At 70.4% G+C, this 20,915-nt stretch carries 17 protein-coding genes; 8 read left to right on the plus strand and 9 right to left on the minus strand.

The annotated features are described in order from the left end of the window. Positions 1–366: 366 nt before the first annotated feature. Positions 367–1,557 carry a tRNA-uridine aminocarboxypropyltransferase gene (locus tag FL311_RS21590; RefSeq protein ID WP_141327545.1) on the plus strand — a complete coding sequence of 397 codons (1,191 nt, stop codon included), beginning with the start codon at positions 367–369 and terminating at the stop codon, positions 1,555–1,557. Positions 1,558–1,700: 143 nt separating this feature from the next. Here the strand turns inward: FL311_RS21590 and FL311_RS21595 are convergent, their stop codons facing one another. Both FL311_RS21595 and FL311_RS21600 read right to left on the minus strand, forming a co-directional pair. Next, positions 1,701–3,707, minus strand: coding sequence for a FecR domain-containing protein (locus tag FL311_RS21595; RefSeq protein ID WP_141327546.1), 2,007 nt, complete (start codon positions 3,705–3,707; stop codon positions 1,701–1,703). Next, positions 3,694–4,359: an RNA polymerase sigma factor gene (locus FL311_RS21600; RefSeq protein WP_194869305.1), complete on the minus strand. Its 666-nt coding sequence runs from the start codon at positions 4,357–4,359 to the stop codon at positions 3,694–3,696. The genes FL311_RS21595 and FL311_RS21600 overlap by 14 nt, the downstream gene beginning before the upstream one ends. 235 nt (positions 4,360–4,594) lie before the next feature. On the opposite strand from FL311_RS21600, the gene FL311_RS21605 reads away from it, so the two are divergent. After that, positions 4,595–5,773 carry a hypothetical protein gene (locus tag FL311_RS21605; protein ID WP_141327548.1) on the plus strand — a complete coding sequence of 393 codons (1,179 nt, stop codon included), beginning with the start codon at positions 4,595–4,597 and terminating at the stop codon, positions 5,771–5,773. Positions 5,774–5,806: 33 nt separating this feature from the next. Here the strand turns inward: FL311_RS21605 and FL311_RS21610 are convergent, their stop codons facing one another. Then, entirely contained in the window at positions 5,807–6,850 is a 1,044-nt protein-coding gene (locus FL311_RS21610; protein WP_141327549.1) for a class I SAM-dependent methyltransferase, read from the minus strand. Here FL311_RS21610 and FL311_RS21615 point away from each other — a divergent pair. From FL311_RS21615 to FL311_RS21630, 4 genes are all read left to right on the plus strand, one after another. After that, complete coding sequence (locus FL311_RS21615) at positions 6,807–7,502, plus strand: UdgX family uracil-DNA binding protein (RefSeq protein ID WP_141327550.1); 696 nt, start codon at positions 6,807–6,809, stop codon at positions 7,500–7,502. The genes FL311_RS21610 and FL311_RS21615 overlap by 44 nt on opposite strands. A gap of 149 nt (positions 7,503–7,651) precedes the next feature. Continuing rightward, complete coding sequence (locus FL311_RS21620; RefSeq protein WP_141327551.1) at positions 7,652–8,413, plus strand: crotonase/enoyl-CoA hydratase family protein; 762 nt, start codon at positions 7,652–7,654, stop codon at positions 8,411–8,413. Positions 8,414–8,462: 49 nt separating this feature from the next. Beyond that, complete coding sequence (locus FL311_RS21625; protein ID WP_141327552.1) at positions 8,463–9,608, plus strand: cystathionine gamma-synthase; 1,146 nt, start codon at positions 8,463–8,465, stop codon at positions 9,606–9,608. A 189-nt stretch (positions 9,609–9,797) separates the two neighbouring features. After that, positions 9,798–11,666 carry a metallophosphoesterase gene (locus FL311_RS21630; protein WP_141327553.1) on the plus strand — a complete coding sequence of 623 codons (1,869 nt, stop codon included), beginning with the start codon at positions 9,798–9,800 and terminating at the stop codon, positions 11,664–11,666. A gap of 51 nt (positions 11,667–11,717) precedes the next feature. On the opposite strand, the gene FL311_RS21635 is transcribed toward FL311_RS21630, so the two are convergent. Next, the gene (locus FL311_RS21635) at positions 11,718–13,157 is read right to left on the minus strand and encodes a tail fiber domain-containing protein (protein ID WP_141327554.1); all 1,440 of its coding nucleotides are present in this window, start codon (positions 13,155–13,157) and stop codon (positions 11,718–11,720) included. Positions 13,158–13,617: 460 nt separating this feature from the next. After that, positions 13,618–13,884: a hypothetical protein gene (locus FL311_RS21640; RefSeq protein WP_141327555.1), complete on the minus strand. Its 267-nt coding sequence runs from the start codon at positions 13,882–13,884 to the stop codon at positions 13,618–13,620. Between the two features lie 145 nt (positions 13,885–14,029). Between FL311_RS21640 and FL311_RS21645 the strand changes: the two genes are divergently transcribed. Then, positions 14,030–14,488, plus strand: a complete 459-nt coding sequence (locus FL311_RS21645; protein WP_074958070.1) for a MaoC family dehydratase — start codon at positions 14,030–14,032, stop codon at positions 14,486–14,488. Between the two features lie 272 nt (positions 14,489–14,760). Here FL311_RS21645 and FL311_RS21650 read toward each other — a convergent pair whose 3' ends face one another. From FL311_RS21650 to FL311_RS21660, 3 genes are read right to left on the minus strand one after another with little or no spacing between them, the layout of a single operon-like run. Further along, on the minus strand, positions 14,761–15,576 hold the full coding sequence (locus tag FL311_RS21650) for an isocitrate lyase/phosphoenolpyruvate mutase family protein (RefSeq protein ID WP_141327556.1): 816 nt from the start codon (positions 15,574–15,576) through the stop codon (positions 14,761–14,763). 44 nt (positions 15,577–15,620) lie between these two features. Next, positions 15,621–16,160: a methylated-DNA--[protein]-cysteine S-methyltransferase gene (gene ogt / locus FL311_RS21655; protein WP_194869306.1), complete on the minus strand. Its 540-nt coding sequence runs from the start codon at positions 16,158–16,160 to the stop codon at positions 15,621–15,623. Further along, positions 16,153–17,700, minus strand: a complete 1,548-nt coding sequence (locus FL311_RS21660) for an AlkA N-terminal domain-containing protein (protein ID WP_305036164.1) — start codon at positions 17,698–17,700, stop codon at positions 16,153–16,155. The genes ogt and FL311_RS21660 overlap by 8 nt, the downstream gene beginning before the upstream one ends. 93 nt (positions 17,701–17,793) lie before the next feature. Here FL311_RS21660 and FL311_RS21665 point away from each other — a divergent pair, with 93 nt between their 5' ends. Beyond that, positions 17,794–19,143 carry a hypothetical protein gene (locus tag FL311_RS21665; RefSeq protein WP_141327557.1) on the plus strand — a complete coding sequence of 450 codons (1,350 nt, stop codon included), beginning with the start codon at positions 17,794–17,796 and terminating at the stop codon, positions 19,141–19,143. An 88-nt stretch (positions 19,144–19,231) separates the two neighbouring features. Here the strand turns inward: FL311_RS21665 and FL311_RS21670 are convergent, their stop codons facing one another. After that, entirely contained in the window at positions 19,232–20,599 is a 1,368-nt protein-coding gene (locus FL311_RS21670; protein WP_141327558.1) for a pyridoxal-phosphate dependent enzyme, read from the minus strand. Positions 20,600–20,915 lie beyond the last annotated feature (316 nt).

A 20,915-nucleotide genomic window follows, 5' to 3' on the forward strand; every position in this document is an offset into this window, starting at 1 on the left:
TTCTAGCTTCGTCGGCAGCGTCAGATGGGTATAAGAGACAGCGCAGGTGGAGGACGCCGGGGCTGTTCTCCAGCACCTCGCCCGAGCCCGTCAGGCCGCCCAGGCGCCCCACGCGCAGGGACTCACCGGGCTCGGCGCGCAGCACCTCCCGGGCGTGCTGGGCGCGGCGGCCGGTGAGCCGGGCGGTGCCGTCCGGCAGGAAGTCCTCGTCGAAGAGCAGCAGCAGGTTCACAGGGGGCCTGTGTACCCCGGCTGGAGGGGGCTTGGGTGGGTTCTTCCCCACGGGGCGCCTGGCGCCCTGGCTGGCGGCGGGCCCCTGCACCGGCAGTGCTTGCCCGGCTCCGGGCCGTGCCGTAAAGCCGGGCTGTGCGTTCCCTTTGTCTTCGCTGCCACCGCCCCGAGAGCGCTTGCTACTGCTCGCAACTGCCGCCCCGGCTGGACACGCGCACCCGCGTCGTCTTCCTCCAGCACCCCCGTGAGCGCCGCGTGGCCATCGGCACCGCGCGCATGGCGCACCTGGCGCTGGCCAACTCCGAGATTCATCAGGGCGTCGACTTCACGGGCCACTCCCGGCTGGAGGAGCTGGCGAAGGACCCGGACTCCGTCGCGGTGCTCTTCCCGGGCGAGGACGCCATCTCCGTGGAGGCCGCGCGCGCGCGTCCGCCGAAGACGCTCATCGTCGTGGACGGGACGTGGCCGCAGGCGAAGAAGGTCGTGTCGCGCAACCCCGTGCTCGCGGGGCTGCCGCGCATCGGCTTCGTGCCTCGGCGTCCGAGCAACTACCGCATCCGCGCGGAGCCGGCGGACCACTGTGTGTCCACCATCGAGGCGGTGGTGGAGATCCTCGGGCTGCTCGAGGGTCAGCCGGAGAAGTTCGACACGATGCTGCGCGCGTTCGAGTACATGGTCGACACGCAACTGGGGCGTCAGGCGACGCGGACCTCGCCCAATCGCCGCCGAATCCACTACGGCCCGTGGCGTCCGCCGTTCGAGCTGCGCTCGCTGGCGCAGGCCTTCGAGAACCTGGTGGTGTTCTACGGCGAGGCCAACGCGCACCCGACGGGCGCGGACATCCCGGCCGAGCTGGTGCACGTGGTGGCCAGCCGCCCCGCCTCGGGAGAGCGCTTCGAGGCCATCATCGCGCCGGAGCGGCCGCTGGCCCGCAGCACGACGCTGCACGTGGAGCTGTCGGAAGAGGTGCTGCGCGCGGGCGAGACTCGGGCCGCGGCGCTGGCGCGGTTCGAGCAGTTCCTTCGTCCGGAGGATGAGCTGGCGGTGTGGACGACGTTCGCGCTCGACCTCCTGTGGGAGGGTGGGGTGGCGCGCAGGCCCGCGAGGAACGTGCGGCTGGCCACGGCGCGCGCGCTCGAGGGCAAGGCGGGCGGAGTGGAGCACGCGATGGAGCTGCTCTCGGGGCCGGACGTGCCGCGCTGGGCTCCGGGACGGGCGGGTACGCGCATCCGCGCGCTGGAGTCCGTGCTGCGCGTGCTGGTGGAGCGAGGCCGGGCGAGCGAGCCGATGAAGCGCGTGAAGCAGCGCACCGGCACCGAGGGCTGATGCGGGACGGCGGTTGACTTCAGTCTGACAGGGGCGCGAGTACAGCGCCTCGGGTGTCTGGTTTTGTTGGCGATGGATCGCCCCGGCTGCGCCGTCACTTGTTCCGGGCGCGCGTGCCCGGCATTGAAGTGCTGCTTGGGGGGCTACGGCAGGATGGCCGCCCCCGCCTCGCGTACGTAGCGGCCTCGCGGGAACTCCTTCAGGTATTGACGGTACTCGAGCTTCGCGTCCTGTCCCTGGAGTCGCTGTTCGAAGCAGCGCGCGCGCAGGTAGCGCGCCTGTTCGCGGTGTTTCTTGCGCGGGCTCTTGTCGGCGATCTCCTCCAGGCCGGCGAGGTAGTTCTCACAGCTGCGCTGACTGAGCTGGAGCCGCGCGTATCCGAGGAATCGCTCGTCCGCGTCCTTCGACAGGAGCGCCTTGGGGGTGTGGTCATCCTTCTTCGGTGGCGTGGCCTCCGCCACCTTCGTGGGCTGCGAGGGTGCAGTGGCGGGCGCGCGTGGCGGCGTCATCCGCTCCGTCACCGATGGGGCCGGGTAGGGCGCGAAGTCCTGTGACGGATCGAGGGGCGAGGGCGGCGGCTGGGTCGTGGCCACGACGGCGGGAGGCTCGCCTTGGGGCGTGTCCTCTGTGTCGGGCGGCACGGCCACGGTGCCGGGCAGCTCGGGAGCAGGGGGGCTCTCGCGTGGCGGCGAGAGGGACGCGACCACGAGCTTCTTCGACTGCGCCTTCATCACCGGCGTCGTCGCGACGGCGGACTTCACCGTGCTCGGAGCCTGCGGCGCGTGGGCCACCGCGGGCAACACGTCCTGCGCTCGCGCGGGAGGGTTCGCGGCGGTGGGCACCGTGGTGCCGACATCCTGGGTCGAGGACTCCGTCGGGCGCTCGAACACCTCCAGCGCTTCGCGGTCCGGTTGGGACAACTTCTCCTGCTTCAGCGCCTTGTCATGGGAGCGCAGCTCGATGCGCTCGCCCGCGCTGACCATGCGCGTGGGCTGTCCCTCCAGCTCCACTCGCACGCGGCCCTCGGACACCGCCACGGATGCGCCCAGCGCCGTGCGCTCCACGGTGAAGACCGTGCCGACCACGGACACGCGCAGGCCCGCGACGTCCACGCGGAAGCCGCGCCGCTCGGCGTGCGAGGCCTTCACCGACAAGCGGCCCTGATGCACCGTGAGGTGCACGTCGCTCGGCTCGGCCTTCGACAGCTCCACCTCGGAGCCCGCGGACACGCGGACCTGGCTCGCATCCGGAAGCCGCAACATCGCGGAGGCCGTCGCGGGCGTCTTCACCGCGACCCCCGAGCGCAATCGCATCCCGGCGCGCAGCTCGTGCTCCTGACCGCCCTGTTCCTTGAGCACCGCTCCCGGAACGCTGTCGGCCCTCGCGGGGTTGCCGTCCATCGCGAGCGACTCCACCGCGCTCTCCGTGGAGGTCGTCAGCTCCGCCAACGTGTTGCCCGTGGCCCCGGACTGTCCCGTGAGCGCCTCGTCTGTCGACCTCGTCTGCCCCGCGAGTTCCTTACCCGTGCCGGCGGACTCGATCGTCCGTCCCGCGAGCGCCTCGTCCGACGTCGCCGCCTTTCCCGCGAGCACCTCGCTCGTGGGCGTTCCGCGTGTCGCTGACGTGCTGACGAGGAAGAACGCGAGCGCCACCGCACAGGCCCCCGCGAGTGCCAGGGCCCACGGCCATCGCGCGTGCTGTGCCCCGGTGCTCGCGGCCGCGTCGGTTCGTGCCCACGGCCACCGCGAGCGTTGTGCCCCCGTGCTCGCGGCCGCGTCGGTTCGTGCCCACGGCCACCGCGTGAATTGCGCCCCCGTGCTCGCGGTCGCGTCGGTTCGTGCCCACGGCCACCGCGAGCGTTGTGCCCCCGTGCTCGCGGTCGCGTCGGTCCGCGCCCACGGCCACCGCGTGCGCTTCGCCTCCGTGCTCGCGGCGACCTTGGCCCTGAGGGCCGTGCCGACCGCGTCCCAGCGCACCACGGGCTCCACCTGCCGGGCCTCGTGCAGCACGGCGCGACTGACGCGGACCTGCTCCCACTGCGCGGCACACGCGGGGCACTCGGACAGGTGCGCCCGGATGCGCGCGGAGTCCTCGGCGCTCAGCTCTTGGGCCGCCAGCGACCACAGCGCCCCTGCCTCAGGGTGAGCCATACGGGCCTCCAGGGCGGCGGGTGGCGAGCAGTCGCTGCATGGCCTCGTTGAACTCCAATCTCGCGTGGTGCAGCCGGCTGCGGACGGTGTTGGGAGCGCTTCCCACGGCCTCGGCGATTTCGTCCGGGCTCATTCCGCACAGCTCGTAGTACACGAAGACGATTCGCTTCTTGGGTTTGAGCCGCTCCAGCGCCAGCTCCACCAGCCGGGCCGCCTGCCTGCGCTGCGCCGCGGCCTCCGGGTCCTCGCCCGAAGACTCGCACTCCGGTGGCTCCGCGACCGAGTCCTCCGGCCTCCTGCGCTTCCATCGCAGATGCGACAGCGCCACGTTCGAGCACACCCGATAGAAGAACGTCCGGAAGCGCGACTCACCCCGATAGCCCTTCACCGCCGTGAGCAGCCGCAGGTACGTCTCCTGGAGCAGGTCCTCCACGTCCACGCGATTGCCCACCAGGTGCCGCAAGGTGCGCGCCGCGTCCACCTTCGTCATCTCATAGAGACGCTCGAAGGCGGTGAGGTCCCCGTCCTGCAGCCGGCTCACGAGCAGCCGCAGCTGCGGCTCATCCGACGTGGGAGGTATGGCCGGACCCGGCCCAGGGCGCTCCTCGGGCGAGGCGGCGGTCGCCAGTGCCTGGGCATCACGGAGAATCACTGGACGCTCTCCCTCCGGGACCCGCCGCGAGGTTCCCCCTTGCAGGAGCGCCCCACCGTCCATGTGAAAGGTCCAGGTCAGCACACTACCTCCGTGCCCCTGGGTCGCCGCGGCGGCGTGGGACGATCAAAAAAGATTTTTGATCAGCCGTCAGCGCCTCGGAGTCCAACGCGGGTGAAACCGGACAACCCACCCGGTGGCCGGACCGGTTCCCCGTAGCTCGGAGTCCCCGCTCATGAGGCACAACCCCCTGCGGCGCCTGCTGGCGCCGTTGCTCGTGCTGTTCGCCTTCCTCCAAGGCTGCATCATCCACGAGCCCGACGACAGTTGGATGGACGACGAGGACGTCTGCTACTGCTCCACCAACGCCGACTGTGACGGTGACCAGTTCTGCATCGGCGGCATCTGTCGTGACACCGGCTCCGGCACCCAGCGGTGTTCCTCCTCGCTCGAGTGTCCCGGCACGCAGATCTGCCTCGACCACTTCTGTGCCCAGCCCTGCGTCCGCAACGGCGAGTGCCCCAGTGGTCGCTGTGAGGGCGGCTTCTGCACGCCTTCCTCCACGCCGCGCCCCGACGCGGGCACTCCCGATGGTGGTCCTCGTCCGGATGGTGGGTCGCGCCCCGACGGCGGTTCCCGCCCCGACGGCGGCATCGACGGCGGTCCCGCGACGGACGCGGGCCCCGGCCCCGCGTGCTGGATGAATGCGGACTGCGGCGCGGGCAACTACTGCATCAACAACCAGTGCGTGCGCGGCTGCTCCACGGACTCCAACTGCTCCGGCGACGAGGCGTGCATCTCCGGCGTGTGCCGTCCGCGGCCTCCGGACCCGAACGCGTGCCGCTGGGCGTACGACTGCTCGGACGGCAAGGACTGCGTGGACGGCCAGTGCCGGGCGCAGTGCGAGTCCACCACGCAGTGCCCCGAGGACTACTCGTGCCAGATCGGCTACTGCCTGCCGATTCCCCACGGCGGTGAGTGCCGCGCCAACTGCGACTGTCCCTCCGGCCAGGTCTGCACCAACGGCCAGTGCCGCTCGCCGCAGCCGGAGCCGGGCCAGACGTGCATGGCCAACTGCGACTGCCCCTCCGGTCAGGTCTGCACCAGCGGCTACTGCCGTCCTCCGCAGCCGCCGCCTCCGCCTCCCGACGCGGGGCCGGGCACGTACTGCTCCGCCAACTGTGACTGCCCCTCCGGTCAGGTCTGCACCAACGGCTCCTGCCGCGCGCCCACGCCTCCGCCTCCCGACGCGGGCACCAGCAACGTCTGCCGCGCCAACTGCGAGTGCCCGGAGAACCACGCGTGCACCGACGGCGTGTGCAAGCCCGTCAACCGCGGCAGTGGCCAGGCCTGCGTGGCCAACTGCGAGTGCCCCGCGGGCGAGCGCTGCGTCGAGAACGCGTGCTGGCTGTAGTGGGATGACGCCCCGGGTGGCGCCCTCGCTTCGTCAGGGCGCCACCATCCGCCAGCAGCGGTGGATGTCCTTGCGCTGGAAGTCCTCGGGAATGGAGCCGGGCGTGAGCTCCTCCACGGACTTCCAGCCGCGCGTCGCCTTGGCGTCCAGTTGGAAGCCGAGGAAGTTGTTGGAGAAGTAGAGGACGCCTCCTGGGGACAGCAGTGTCCGGAGCGCGTCCAGCATGCGCACGTGGTCGCGCTGCACGTTGAACGAGCCCGTCATCTTCTTCGAGGTGGAGAAGGAGGGCGGGTCGCAGACGATGAGGTCGTAGCGCTCGGGGCCTCGGGCCTGGGCTTCGACCCAGGCCTTGGCGTCTCCGCGGACCAGCTCGTGGCGCGCGTCCGCGAGGCCATTGAGGTCCAGGTTGTCCTCGGCCCAGTCGAGGTACGTGTTGGACAGGTCCACCGTCACGGTGCTCGCGGCGCCGCCGGCGGCGGCGTAGACGGTGAACGCGCCCGTGTACGCGAAGAGGTTGAGGAAGCGCTTGCCCCGGACCTCCTCGCGCACGCGCTGGCGGGTGTCGCGGTGGTCCATGAAGAGGCCGGTGTCCAGGTAGTCGCCCAGGTTGACCCAGAACTTCAGGCCGCGCTCCTCGACGACGAGCCGACCGCTGCCCTCGCCCACGCGGCCATACTGCGCGCGGCCCCAGGGCTGGGGCGTGTGCGTCTTGACGAAGACGCGCTCGGCGGGCGTCTCGAGCACCTGGGTCACCGCGGCGAGGACCTCCTCGCGCTGCGTCTGCGCGGTGCCGGACTTGAGGGCCTTGCGGCGTGGGTACTCGGTGACGTGCACGCAGTCGCCGTAGATGTCGACCGCGTAGGGGTACTCGGGAATGTCCCGGTCATAGACGCGGAAGGCCGTCAGCCCCTGGGCGCGAGCCCACCTGCGGAAGTGCTTCGAGCCCTTGCGCAGCCGGTTGGCGAACATGCCGGCCTCCGCCTGGGGTGCCGCGTCGTCGCCGCCGTTGCCGTGAATACCTTGTGGGTCAGCCATGCCCAAGCGTCCCTCCGTCCAGACCACCGCGGCCCCACTCATCCCTGAGTCTCCGACGTACGACAAGCTCCGAGAAGCCGCTTCGGGCTGTCAGGCGTGTCCCTTGTGGAAGACGGGGACGCAGACCGTGTTCGGCGAGCCGGTGGGGAGGCCCGGTCCAGGCCCCAGGGTGATGCTGGTGGGCGAGCAGCCTGGAGACCAGGAGGACCGTGAGGGCAGGCCCTTCGTGGGGCCGTCCGGCAGGCTGCTGGACGAGGCGCTGGAGGAGGCCGGCATCGACCGTTCGCAGGTGTACGTCACCAACACGGTGAAGCACTTCAAGTGGACGGGGGACGGCAAGCGCCGCATCCACGCGAAGCCGAACACCACCGAGGTGCGCGCGTGCCTGCCGTGGCTCGAGGCGGAGATACAGGTGTTCCGCCCCGACCTCCTCGTGTGCCTGGGGGCCACCGCGGCGCAGGCGCTGCTCGGCAAGGACTTCCGCGTGACGCAGCAGCGAGGGCAGCCGATTCCCTCCGCGTGGGCACCGGTGGTCGTGGCCACGGTGCACCCCTCGTCCATCCTGCGAGCGCCGGACCCGGAGGCCCGGGAGCGGCAGCGCGAGGCGTTCGTGGAGGACCTGCGCGCGGTGGCGCGGCTCATCCGCGAGGCGTCCTCGGACAGGGCAGGGGAGGACGCGCACGCGCCGAGGTGATTGTGGTGCGGCAGCGAAGGCAGAAGCCTTGTGGCCGTGAGCATGCGGTTGCGCCATCACCCTCGCCGCAAGGTGTCCTCGCCGAGCACAGGGGCGTCCGCGCGCCGAGGTGATTGCGGTGCGGCAGCGCGCGGAGAAGACTCCGCGCCATGAGCGTGCGCACCGAGAAGAACGGCCCCGTCACCACCGTCGTCCTCCACCGTCCCGAGGTGCGCAACGCCGTGGACGGTGCCACCGCGCAGCTCCTCGCGGACGCCTTCCGCGCGTTCGACGCGGACACGGAGTCGCGCGTCGGCGTCCTCCACGGCGACGGAGGCACCTTCTGCGCGGGCGCGGACCTCAAGGCCGTCTCCGAAGGCCGCATGCCGCGCCTCCAGATGGACGGCGACGGCCCCATGGGCCCCTCGCGCATGGTGCTGGGCAAGCCCGTCATCGCGGCCATCAGCGGCCACGCCGTCGCCGGGGGCCTGGAGCTCGCGCTGTGGTGCGATTTGCGCGTCGTCGAGGAGGACGCGGTGCTCGGCGTCTTCTGCCGGCGCTGGGGCGTGCCGCTCATCGACGGCGGCACCGTGCGCCTGCCCCGGCTCATCGGGTTGTCCCGGGCCCTGGACCTCATCCTCACCGGCCGCCCCGTGTCCGCCCAGGAGGCGCTGGGCATGGGGCTGGTCAACCGCGTCGTCCCCAAGGGCCAGGCCCGTAAGGCCGCCGAGGCGCTCGCCCGGGAGGTGGCCGCCTTCCCCCAGGCCTGCATGAACGCGGACCGCGCCTCGGCCTACGCCCAGGGAGGCCTCTCCCTGGAAGAAGCACTGCGTCAGGAGTTCCTCCGGGGCGTCAAGGTGCTGGAGTCCGAGTCCGTCCCAGGGGCCACCCGCTTCGCGAAGGGGGCCGGGCGGCACGGGAAGTTCGAGTAATGCGGAGGTGCTGATGCACGGCCCGGGGGCCTGTGTTAGTCCCCCCGCCATGCGCTTCGACACCCTCGCCATTCATGCCGGCCAGGAGCCGGACCCCACGACGGGCGCCATCATGACCCCCGTCTACCTGACCTCCACCTACGTCCAGGACGGGCCGGGGGAACACAAGGGCTACGAGTACAGCCGTACGCAGAACCCCACCCGCAAGGCGCTCCAGGACTGCCTGGCCGCGCTCGAGGGCGCGAAGTACGGCGCCGCCTTCGCCTCCGGCCTCGCGGGCACCGACATGCTGATGCACATGTTGGATCACGGTGACCATGTCATCGTCTCCGACGACGTGTACGGCGGCACCTTCCGCCTGTTCGACAAGGTCTACAAGCGCTGCGGCTTGAACTTCTCCTTCGTCGACCTGTCCCAGCCGGGCGCCTTCGAGAAGGCGATTACCTCGAAGACGAAGATGGTGTGGGTGGAGACGCCCACCAACCCGATGCTCAAGCTCATCGACCTGGCCGCCATCGCCCAGGTCGCCAAGAAGCACAACATCCTCGCCGTCGCCGACAACACGTTCATGACGCCGTACTTCCAGCGCCCGCTGGACCTCGGCTTCGACGTGGTGGCGCACTCCACCACCAAGTACCTCAACGGCCACAGCGACGTGGTGGGCGGCTTCGTCTGCACCAGCCGCGATGACGTCGCCGAGCGGATGTACTTCCTCCAGAACGCGGTGGGCGGCGTGTCCGGCGCGTTCGACAGCTTCCTCGTGCTGCGCGGCGTGAAGACGCTCCACGTCCGCATGGACCGCCACGCGCACAACGCGATGAAGGTGGCCCAGTACCTGGCCACGCACCCGAAGGTGAAGAAGGTCACCTACCCGGGCCTGGAGACGCACCCGCAGCACGCGCTCGCCAAGCAGCAGATGAAGGGCTTCGGCGGCATGCTGACGTTCGACATCCACGGCGGCCTGGAGTCGGCGCGCACCTTCCTCAAGACGGTGAAGGTCTTCGCGTGCGCGGAGTCGCTCGGCGGCGTCGAGTCCCTCATCGAGCACCCGGCCATCATGACCCACGCCTCCGTGCCCAAGGAGACGCGCGAGAAGCTCGGCATCGCCGACGGCTTCATCCGCCTGTCCGTGGGCATCGAGGACGCGCAGGACCTCATCGATGACCTGGCCCAGGCGCTCGACGCGGCGAAGTAGCCCGCGTCCCCGACCAGCAGGCCGCTGACCCAGGGCCTCCTTGCTCCCTCTTCGTGGGGCGCATGGAGGCCCTTCGTCCGTGCGCGCCCTGACGGCCGCGGCTCGCGCTCGGCTGCCCAGCCGCCTGGGAGGATGCGCGACTGTCGGGTGTCGGAATGTTCAGCGGTGCGGGTCGATTGGGGGCCGACCATGAGCAACCGACCGATTCTCTCCGCTTGCCTGCTGGGCGTGCTGTGCTCGGCCGCCTCCGGCTGTGACGAGCCCCTCTCTTCTCCCGACAAGTCCGCCCCCGTCGAGACGCCCGCTCCCGAGGCCTCCGACGTCGCCGGGACTCCGCTGACGGCGCCCGACTGCCGCATCCTCACCACGCAGCTGGCGACGGCGAGTGGCGATGACGGTGAGGGCAGCGTCGCCGCGAACTCGCAGGACGATGATGTGTCGACGCGCTGGAGCGGGCCGGGCGTGGGCGCGTTCCTCACGATGGACCTGGGCTCGCCGCAGTCCGTGGCGGGCGTCACCGTGGCGTGGCACCGCGGCAACGAACGACAGAACCACTTCGTCCTCTCCACGTCCGTGGACGGCGTGAGCTTCACCCAGGCCCTCGCGGGAGACAGTGCGCTGAACACGAAGGCGCAGACGTATGCGTTCAGCGCGCGTCAGGCGCGCTACGTGCGCGTCACCGTGAACGGGAACACGGTGAACGACTGGGCCTCCATCACCGAGGCGCGAGCGTGTGGTGAGCGCACGGTGCCGCCCGCGCCCACGGCGGACTCGGGGCCCGTGCTGCCGCGCCTGCCGTACCTCCAGAGCGTGGGGCCCACGAGCGCCATCATCGCGTTCCGCTCGGGTGTGTCGTGTACGCCCTTCATACGCTTCGGCGACGGCTCGCTGCTGGCGCGCACGGCGACGGCCACCGTCGCGGGCTGGCGTCACGCGGTGAAGCTGGAGGGGCTGCAGCCGGGACAGTCCTATGGGTACAGCGTGGAGGCGTGCGGCTCCGTCACGGGGCTGCGGACGTTCCGCACGGCGTCGGCTCCGGGGACGCCGCGCGTGCGCTTCACGGCGATGGGGGACTTCGGCACGGGCGGCTCCGCGCAGTCGAAGGTGATGGCGGTGATGAACAAGCCCGAGTGGCGCGGGGAGTTCCTCGTCGCCCTGGGGGACAACGCCTACTCCTCCGGCACGGACCAGGAGTTCCAGGACCGGATGTTCAAGCCCATGGCGACGCTGCTGCGCGAGGTGCCGGTGTTCCCCGTGCTGGGCAATCACGAGTACGTGACGAGCCAGGGCCAGCCCTACCTCGACAACTTCTACCTGCCGGCGAACAACCCCGCCAAGAGCGAGCGCTACTACTCGTTCGACTGGGGCAACGTGCACTTCGTGGCGCTCGACTCCAACTGCGCCATCGGCATGGCGTCCTCGGACCGGTGCTCGGCGTCCGCGCAGCAGGCGTGGGCCGAGCAGGACCTGGCGGCGAGCAAGCTTCCGTGGAAGGTCGTCTTCTTCCACCACCCGGCCTGGTCCAGCGGCGAGCATGGCTCCCAGCTCACCGTGCGCCGCGCCTACGCGCCGATGTTCGAGAAGCACGGCGTGGACCTGGTGCTCACGGGGCATGACCACAACTACGAGCGCAGCAAGCCGATGAAGGGCGACGCGGTGGCGCCGTCGGGCACGCGCGGAATCCCCTACGTCGTGGTCGGCAGCGGCGGCGCGACGCTGCGCTCCTTCCCGAGCAGCCAGCCCTCGTGGACGGCGCTGCGCGACAACCAGGTGTACGGCTTCATGGATGTCATCGTGGATGGCGGCACATTGACGGCGCGGCTCATCACCTCCACGGGCACCGTGCGCGACACCCTCACGCTCACGAAGACGCTGCCGACGACGTGGATGACGACGACGAAGCTCGAAGCGATGGAGACAGTGCCCGGTCCCGTCGACGACCCGGCCCGCATGCCGGAGAGCCTGCGGGCCCGGCCTCCGCTGCCTCCCGCGGACCGGCTGGAGGACGTGGCCGATGCGCCCGAGCCGCCCGTGCTCAGCGCGGAGGAGGTCCCGTAGCGCCTGAGTCCTCGCCACGGCGGACGTGCGCCGTGGCGAGCCTTCACCTCATCAGTGCCGCGAGTCCTTCGCCTGGATGGCGGCTTCCAGTCGGGACAGGCCGCGCTTGAGCTCGGCGAGCTCGCTCTTGAGCGCATCGACCTCCGCGGTCTTCTCTCGCAGCTCGCGCGTGCGGACCTCCAGCGCCTGGATGGCGGCCAGGTTGACGCCGTCCATGTCCAGCTGGCCGATGGTCTTGTCCCCCGCGCCCAGGCCGAACGCCGCGTGGAAGTCCTGCGCCACCGGCCCCAGGTGACGCACCTCGTTCGCCTCGCCCTTGAAGCGCCAGGTGGAGATGGGCAGCCTGGCGACCTTCGTCAGCAGCGCCTCGCCGTCGACCTGGCGGAAGTCCTCCTTCAGGTTCCGGTCCGACGAGCACTCCCACCCCGCGGAGTTCGTGCGCAGCTCGCAGCGCGAGCCCAGGTTGGCGCTCGTGTAGAACATGACACCGCCCGCGGCGCGGACCATGAACTGGTTGTCGTTGACGATGCTGGCCGTGCTCACGCCGGAGCGGTCTCCCCAGATGAACGCGCCCGTCTTCCCGTTCGTCGACACGTCCTGTCCGAGCGCGAAGCTGTAGTTGCCGGTGGCCTGGACGCTCGCGCCGATCGCCAGCGCGCCGCGGCCCGAGACCGTGTTCCCGGTGCCGAGCCCGATGGCGGAGAGGCCGGTGACGTTGTTGCCGCTCCCCATCGCGATGGTGCCCACCTCGCTGGTGGTGTTCCCTGCGCCCAGCGCGATGGAGCTGTCACCGCGCGCCACGTTGTCCTTCCCCATGGCGAACGACGCGGCCCCCTTGGCCAGCGAGCGATAGCCACCCGCCCAGGAGAAGTTGCCGACGCTGCCGTCGTCCCACTGCGTCTCCGTGTAGCCCGCGCGGAACGCCGCGAGGCCCGGCGCCCACATCAGGCGGGTGCCCGCGCCCGACACCGGGAGCAGCCCCTTGTCCACCTCGCCGCTCGCCACCAGGCCTCCCGCCGAGTCCACGGTGAAGACCGGGAACTGCTTCCAGCTCGCGCCCGCCGAGGTGGTGTTCAGCACCCTGAGCAGCGGACTCGGCGACTCGACGGTGGAGGCCGCGTCGACGAGCAGGTCCGAGCGCGTCGACAGCTGGCCGTGGGTGGTGCCTGAGCCCGTGAGCGCGAAGGAGCCCGTCTGCGCGGCGGTGGTGTTCTGCACGTAGTGCGCGCTGCCCGCCAGGGGCGCTCGCGCGTCGGTGAGCCTCGGGTCGCTGGTCGGCACCGGCGCGTTGGCGCCGTCGTAGCGCACTCGCAGGACGTTGCCTTCCAACGCCAGCCCCTCGCCCACCTCCCAGCCGGTGCCACTCGGCCCCTGGGGACCTTGAGGCCCCTGCGGCCCCTGGAGTCCCTCGGCGCCGCGCGCTCCATCCGAGCCACAGCCCAGCCCCGCGAAGGTGACGCCCAGCGCGGCCAGCCATGTCCTGACACCCATTCGATTCCTCCTGGCGAGATAGGGCCCGAAGTCTAGCGCCCTACGCGACAGGTAATCTCGGAGAGATGGGTTCTCTCCGTGTCCTACCCGGGTTCCGGTGAACGATATGCGCCTGGGTCAGTGACTCGTCTCGCGCCAGGTGTGGGGACAGGCGCGGCATTGTCGGGCGGTGGGGGCCTGGCGAGGGCGCCGCATTTCGGACACCGGTTGATGACGACGGTGTCGGGGTGCTCGGCCAGCAGCCGGCGCTCGAGGTGGCGGGCGAGGTCTTGCTTCCCCGTCCTTAAAGGGGCGCGGGCTTCGAATGGCCCGCGCCCTCTCACTCCTCGGCGGTGCTCCTCCTGTTGCACTGGAGGGGCGAGAGGCTGCTCATGTGAGCCCCACCGCGGTTGTCCACGGGCGCTCGCGCGTGAGCCGGCAGAGCGCGTCGCGCCGAAACATCGGACGAGTCAAGCCCGGGCTACATGCAGCGGTTTTCACAGACACCCAGCAGACAGAACCAGCACGGGCCCACGCACGTGGGGCGACAGGCCGCATTGGAGTGCTCGCTGGTGGCGAGCGTCATGTCCGAGGGCGGCAGGCTCACCGTCTCCTCACAGGTCGTCTCGCCCGCGTCCTGAGCGAGCGCGGCGGGCGTTTCCCCCGTGGACAGGGCGGCGAGCCCCACCACGAGCAGGGTGCACAGCAACATGAACAGGGACCGCTGGCGCTCGAGCTTCGCGAACATCCGTGTCTCCTTGGTGATGTCGGGATGAGGCTCCGCCAGTCTGTCATGAAGCGCACTTAATGAGGAAATCGAGCAATCGGTGTGGTGGGCGGGGAGGGGGCGCAAGGCGTTGCCGAGGCACGTCGAGCGGCCTATGGAAGAGGTCATGCGCTACTTCGATGACTTCCAACCCGGCGAGGCGAGTGAGGCCGGCCCCTACGTGGTCTCCCGCGAGGAGATCATCGCCTTCGCGAAGCAGTTCGACCCGCAGCCCTTCCACCTGAGCGACGAGGGCGGGCGCGAGGGCATCTTCGGAGGACTCATCGCGAGCGGATGGCACACCGCGTCCATCTGCCACAAGCTGGCGGTGGAGCACCTGTTGAGCAAGACCGCGAGCCTGGGTTCACCGGGCCTGGACGAGCTGCGCTGGCTCAAGCCCGTGCGTCCCGGTGATGCGCTCACCGCGCGCTTCGAGGTGCTCTCCACCACGCCGTCGCGCAGCAAGGCGGACCGGGGTGCCATCAAGTTCCGCTTCGAGGTGCGCAACCAGCACGGCGAGGTGGTGATGACGGAGGTCGCCAACGCGCTGTTCGCCCGGCGGCCCGATGGGAGCGCGGCGAAGTAGGGCGCCTCGGGGCGAGGGTTCGCGAGCCCGTGCGGCCGTCCTCTCGCGCATCAGGTCGCTCCGAGGCTTCGCGCCTTGGCGCATCGCGAGCCGGGGCTCCCACCCGGCCACCCGCTTGTCGTGACCCGGGCAGGTCCCCGGGGCAATGAGACGCGAGCCCGGGGGCAGCCCCTCGCGCGTCGGGTCGTGCCGAGGTCTCGCACCTCAACGCGTCGCGCACCGGCCGCCGCGCGCGATGGAGGGAGACGGGCGATGCCCTTCGCGGGGGCCGGTCAGCGCTCCGCCATCAGCTTGTTGAGCACCGGGTAGGAGATGCCCGCCTCCGGCGCGGGGGCGGCGGCGCCGTCTCGCAGGAACTCCGTGGTGAGCGCGGCCACACGGCCGAGGATGGACTGGGCCATGCCGGCGCCGGCGCTGACGCGGCGCACGCCGAGCGTGGCGAGCTCCGACGCGGCGGGCAGCCCCGCCATCGCCATGAGGTTCACCGGCAGCCCGGCCTCGGACGTCACGACCTTGATCTCCGCGGGCGTCTTCAAGCCCGGCACGAAGAGCCCGTCCGCGCCCGCCGCCTTGTAGCGCCGCGCCCGCGACAGCGTCTCCTCCACGCGCTTGTCCGCCGGACCGATGCCCTTCAGGAACACATCCGTGCGCGCGTTGATGAACAGGTCCAGCCCGCGCCCGGCCACCGCGCGCTTCACCGCTTCAATCTTCGCGCACAAGAGGTCCGCGCTCCCGGAGCCGTCCTCCAGGTTGATGCCCACGCCCCCCACGTCGAGCACGCCGAGCGCCACCTCACCCACCGCCTTCGGGTCGTCCGAGTAACCGCCCTCCATGTCCACTGTCAGCGGCACCTTCACCACGCGCGCGATGGAGGCCACGGTGTCGAGCAACCGGCTCACCGGCAGCGCGTCTCCGTCCGGGTACCCCTGGGCCCACGCCACCCCCGCGCTCGTGGTGGCGAGCGCCTTGGCTCCCAGGCTCTCCATGACGCGCGCGCTGCCCGCGTCCCAGGCGTTGACCAGCAACAACAGCCCCGCCTCGTGCAGCTGGCGGAAGGCTCGAATCGAATCGGGAGGCGCGACAGGCATGGGGTGGTCCTCGAGGGGTGTGGGGGAGTGGGCCCGCGTCGACGTCAGGATTTCAAGAGGGGCAGGGCCCTGGACTCGTGGCTGAGTAACCAGCGCTTGCGCTGGATGCCACCTCCATAACCCGTGAGCGAGCCATTGGCGCCCACCACGCGATGACACGGCACGACGATGCCCACGGGGTTCGCTCCATTGGCCAGTCCCACCGCGCGCACCGCCGCGGGCCGACCGATTCTGCGCGCGAGCTCCGAGTAGGAGACAGTGCTCCCACACGGAATCGAGCGCAGCGCGGCCCACACCTCGCGCTGGAAGTCGGTGCCCGCGGTCCTCACGGGCAGCGTGTCGATGACGTCGAGCTTGCCGGAGAAGTACGCGCGCATCGTGGCGGTGAGCCCGCCCGGATCGCTCGCCGCCTCCAGCGTATACCCCTTCTCGCCGTAGTGCAGGCGCAGCAACTGGAGCATGCGCGCCTCGTGCTCCGTCCAGTCCACGGCGCGCAGGTGGCCCTCGCGGTCCGCGATGATGACCAGCTCGCCGATGGGCGTGTCCGTCCTGTCGATGAGGAATCGTGCCGTCGTCTCAGCCATGGCGCACCTCCGGAAGGCGAGGGCGCGGACCCGGATCCGCGGCCCACAGGTGTTGCGCGGCGTAGGCCCGCCAGGGCCGCCAGGGCTCCGCGCGTCGCAGCAGCGCCTCGGGCGTGGGTCGCGCGCCTTCGTCCGTGGCCGCGCTCCTCAGGAGCGCCACGTCGCTCGCGGGGAACGCGTCCGTCTCGCGCAGCGCGCGCAGGGCGATGTACTGCGCGGTCCACTCGCCCACGCCGCGGATGGAGCGCAGCCGCGCGATGCCCTCCTCGACGGTGCCGAACGGCTGGAACAACAGCGGGTCCGCCAGCGCCGCCTCGGCCATGGCCTTGAGGGCCGCCTTGCGCGCGGACGGCATGCCCAGCGCGCCCAGGTCCGCGTGGGCCACGCGCTCCGGTGACGGGAACACCCGCGTCAGCCCCGAGGGCAACCCCTCCACGGGCCCCTCACAGCACAGCGCCACCAGTCGCCCCGCGAGCCCGCGCGCCGCCTCCACCGAGACCTGTTGTCCGAGGATGGCGCGCACCGCCAGCTCGAACCCGTCCCAGGCGCCCGGAGCCCGCAGGCCGGGCCGCTGCGCCACGAGGCCCGCGAGGAACGGGTCCTTCGACAGGTGCTCGCCAATCGCCTCGATGTCCGCGCCCACGTCGAACACGCGCCGCACGCGCGCGACGATGGCCGGCAGCGATTGCACGCGCGCGAAGCGGATGCACACCACCAGGTTGTTGCGCCCCGGCTCGTGGGATACCTCCACCGTCCCCAAGGCGCCGTCCTGGGACACGGTGCGCTGGTAGCTTGCGCCGTGCACGCGCTCCACGCCCTCGATGGCGCGCGCGGAGAGATAGGCGAGCATCGCGGCCCAGTCATACGGGGGCCGGTAGCGCAGCCGCAGCGTCACGCCCGCGTCCGCGGGCTGCTCGGTCATGCTCTTGCGGCGCAGCGCGCCCGGCGCCCGCTGGTAGAGCGCCTGGAAGGTCTCGTTGAAGCGGCGGATGCTGCCGAAGCCCGAGGCCAGTGCCACCTGGGACAGCGGCATGTGCGTCTCCTGGATGAGCTGCTTGGCGAAGAGCACGCGCCGCGTCTGCGCCACGGCCACCGGCGTCGCGCCCAGGTGCTGCTTGAACAGGCGGCGCAGCTGCCGGTCTCCCACGCCCAGCCGCTCCGCCAGCGCGTCCACGCCCGCCTCGCCGCCGTCCAGCGCGCCCTCCGCGATGAGCGCGAGCGCGCGCGACACGGTGTTGGACGTGCCCCGCCACGAGGCCAGGTCCGGCGCCGTCTCCGGGCGGCAGCGCAGGCACGGCCGGAAGCCCTCCTCCTGCGCGGCGGCGGCCGACGCGTGGAACCGGCAGTTCTCCTTCCTCGGCGTGCGGGCCGGGCAGACAGGGCGGCAGTAGATGCCCGTGGACGTCACCCCGACGAAGAGTCGGCCGTCGAAGCGGGCATCCCGCGACTGGAGCGCGCGGTAGCAGGCGTCTGTGTCGAGCAGGTCCATGCCTCGGACAGTGTCACCCGCGTGCTCCGCACGCTCGCGGTTTTCGGACATGAATGACCCGACCGGCCCCAGCCTTTCCGCGCGGACACCGCCCGGCTAGGCTCACGCGGTCTGGCCTGCCACGGGCCTTGGGGGGAGCACGACATGATCATCGTCTACCAGTCGCTGGAATCCACCGGAAAGAAGGAGGACTCCCTGGGGACGGCGCTCATGGGCAACTCGTTCAAGCACGGGGCGCAGTCCAACGTGGGGGAGATCTACCCCCTGGACAACAACCAGACGCTGACCTTCCAGACGCCCGTCTACGACCTGGTCGCGAAGAAGATGACCTTCCCCTCGTCGACCATCCAGTTCGCGACCCAGGTCGAGTCGAAGGCCCTCTCGTCCCGCTACGACAAGGAGCGCAAGGAGCCCGGTGAGGGCAAGGCGCTGCTCCTGAGCTTCATGAAGGGCGTCATCGACACCATCACGAAGAGCGTGATGAACAGGACGCGCTCCAGGGGCGAGCTCCCCAGCGTGCGCCTGCCGGACATCATCGTGTTGGGCGAGGCCTTCACGACGGACCTGCTCAAGGACCTGGGCGTCAGCTCCGTGGGGGGCTATCGGGTCGTCACGGGGATGAACCCCACGGGGGACTCACGCCACCGCTTCACCGTCCTCTTGCGCGAGGACCTGAACCTCCGCGACAGCGACATCGAGATGTTCCCGTACACGCTCACGTCCAACGACAACAAGGACGAGCAGGCCCGCTGCGTCATCCTGCGGGTCATGGGCTGGTTGATGGCGTTCGTGCACACGCCCAATGCCATCTGCAAGGACAGCACGCGGGTCATCAAGTATCTGGCGAACAACGCCAAGAACGTCACCACGAAGGAGAAGCTCGACCTGGTGATGGGCGACACCAATCAACCCACGAGCGACTTCGTCAAGAGCACCCTCAAGAACCAGCTCGGAGGTGAGGACTGGGTGTCGAGCGTGCTCGACGACAAGCAGGAGCTCGTCGGCTTCGGCGGGCACAACGTGTTCAGCATCTCCGGCACGAACAGCACCTTCAAGACGCACTTCGACATCGCGTGCACGCCGCACATGACGGCGGTGGTCCGCGACGGCAAGGTGTTCGGGTTCGACGAGGACGACTCCAAGGCGAACCCGGCATTTGTCTTCCACGGGCTGACGGACAAGTTCACCGAGCTCGAGGGCAAGGCCTACGCCTACAGCGACCACAACGGCGTCATCGTCGAGGTGCTCCGCCAGAAGTCCGTCTACGCCCATCGCGAGCGGAAGCGGAAGGAGGAGCGCTGCTCGGACTGTCGTCGCCCGCTGACGGCGCTGGACCAGCTCGCGGGCAGGCACCTGACGTGTCGCTACGCGCCCCTGGCCCTGCGGTGGAACCTGCCCGACGGCGAGGAGGATGATGATGGGGAGTCGCCCGAGCGACAGTTCAAGAAGCGCAAGCCCGAGCCACCTGAAGACAACGGCCTCGGCAACGGCTGACGAGTCCTCCCTGGAAGCAAGAAGGGCCTCCCACCGTGATGGCGGGAGGCCCTGCTTGTGCGCGACGTCCGTGCCCGGAGGCGCGGCGTCAGGCCGCGGTGCGGTGCAGGAAGTCGATGAGGTCGATCTTCGTGACGATGGCGACGACCTTCTCGCCGTCCTTCACGACGGCCACGTTGTCCTGCGCGAACACCTCGCGCAGCCGCGCGATGCTCGTGTCCAGCGACAGCGCGCCCTGCAGCGGGGCGACGATGGCGTCGATGCTGTCGGCGAACTTCACCTTCCCGGCGACCAGCGCGTTGAGCAGGTCGTACTCGTGCACCATGCCCACCGCGCGGCCGTCCTCGGTCACGACCGGCATCTGGCTGATGCCATGGCCGCGCATCGTCTCCACGACCTGGTCCACCCGGTCGCCCTTGCGCGCCGTCTTCACGTCGCGCTGCTTGCTGCCCAGGATGTCGCGCACGGTGCCCGTGCCCTTGTCCTCGGCGAAGCCGTTGTCGCGCATCCACTCGTCCGAGTGGAACTTGCTGATGTAGCTGCTGCCGGAGTCGGGCAGCACCACGACGATGGTCTTCCCCTTGCCCACTTCCTTCGCCAGCTGCACGGCCACGTGCACCGCGGCGCCGGAGGAGCCACCCGCGAAGATGCCCTCCTCGCGCGCCAGGCGGCGGGCGGCGGTGAAGCACTGGCGGTCATCGACCTGGCGCACGTCGTCCACGACCTTGAAGTCCATGGCGCCGCACAGCATGTCCTCGCCGATGCCCTCCACCTTGTAGACGTGCGGCTCGGTCAGCTTGCCCGTCTTGAAGTAGCCCTCGTAGACGGAGCCCTCGGGGTCCACGCCCACGTTCTTCAGGCCGGGGATCTTCTCCTTGAGGAACTTGCCGGCGCCGCTCATCGTCCCGCCCGTGCCCAGGCCGGAGACGAAGTAGTCCACCTTGCCGCCCGTCTGCTCGAAGATCTCCGGGCCGGTGAGGGAGTAGTGCGCCTCGATGTTGTCGGGGTTGTGGTACTGGTTCAGCATGAACGCGCCCGGCGTCTCGCGGTGCAGGCGCTTGGCCGTCTCGTAATAGCTGCGCGGGTCCTCGGCCGGCACGTTCGTCGGCGTCACCACCACCTGCGCGCCCAGCGCCTTCAGGCGGTTGATCTTCTCCAGGGACATCTTGTCCGGCATGGTGAAGATGCACTTGTAGCCCTTCACCGCCGCCGCCAGCGCCACGCCCATGCCGGTGTTGCCGGACGTGTTCTCCACGATGGTGCCGCCGGGCTTGAGCTTCCCCTCCCGCTCGGCCTTCTCGATGATGTACAGCGCCATGCGGTCCTTGATGGACGCGCCGGGGTTCATGAACTCGCACTTCACGAGCACCGTCGCGTCGTTGGGACCGACGAGCTTGTTGAGCTTGACGAGCGGCGTGTTGCCAATCGCGGTGAGGATGTTGTCGTGGATGTCCATCGCGGCTTCCAGAAAAAGGGGGGTTCGCGGCGCGTCTTATATGCCGCCCGCGCGGCCCGGTCGACAGCGGGAGACCATCTCCCCCGTCGGGGAGCAACAGTGTGCTCCCCGGGGGCCTTCCCCGCTGTGCTCCTCCCACCGTCCCCGGGGGTAGGCCGCTGTCCGGGCCTGCTCCGTCTGGGGGCGGCCGGCCTTCCGACGCGCCGCGACGGACCCCAGGGGAGGGCCGTCGCGTACGTGACAGGCCGGGCGGCCAGGGGGCATCCGCCGCGTCCGGCCTTTGACGCGGAAAGTCGCCCCTCCCATACTCGCGGGC

The organism is Myxococcus sp. AB025B, from assembly GCF_006518215.1.
Lineage (GTDB): Bacteria > Myxococcota > Myxococcia > Myxococcales > Myxococcaceae > Myxococcus > Myxococcus fulvus.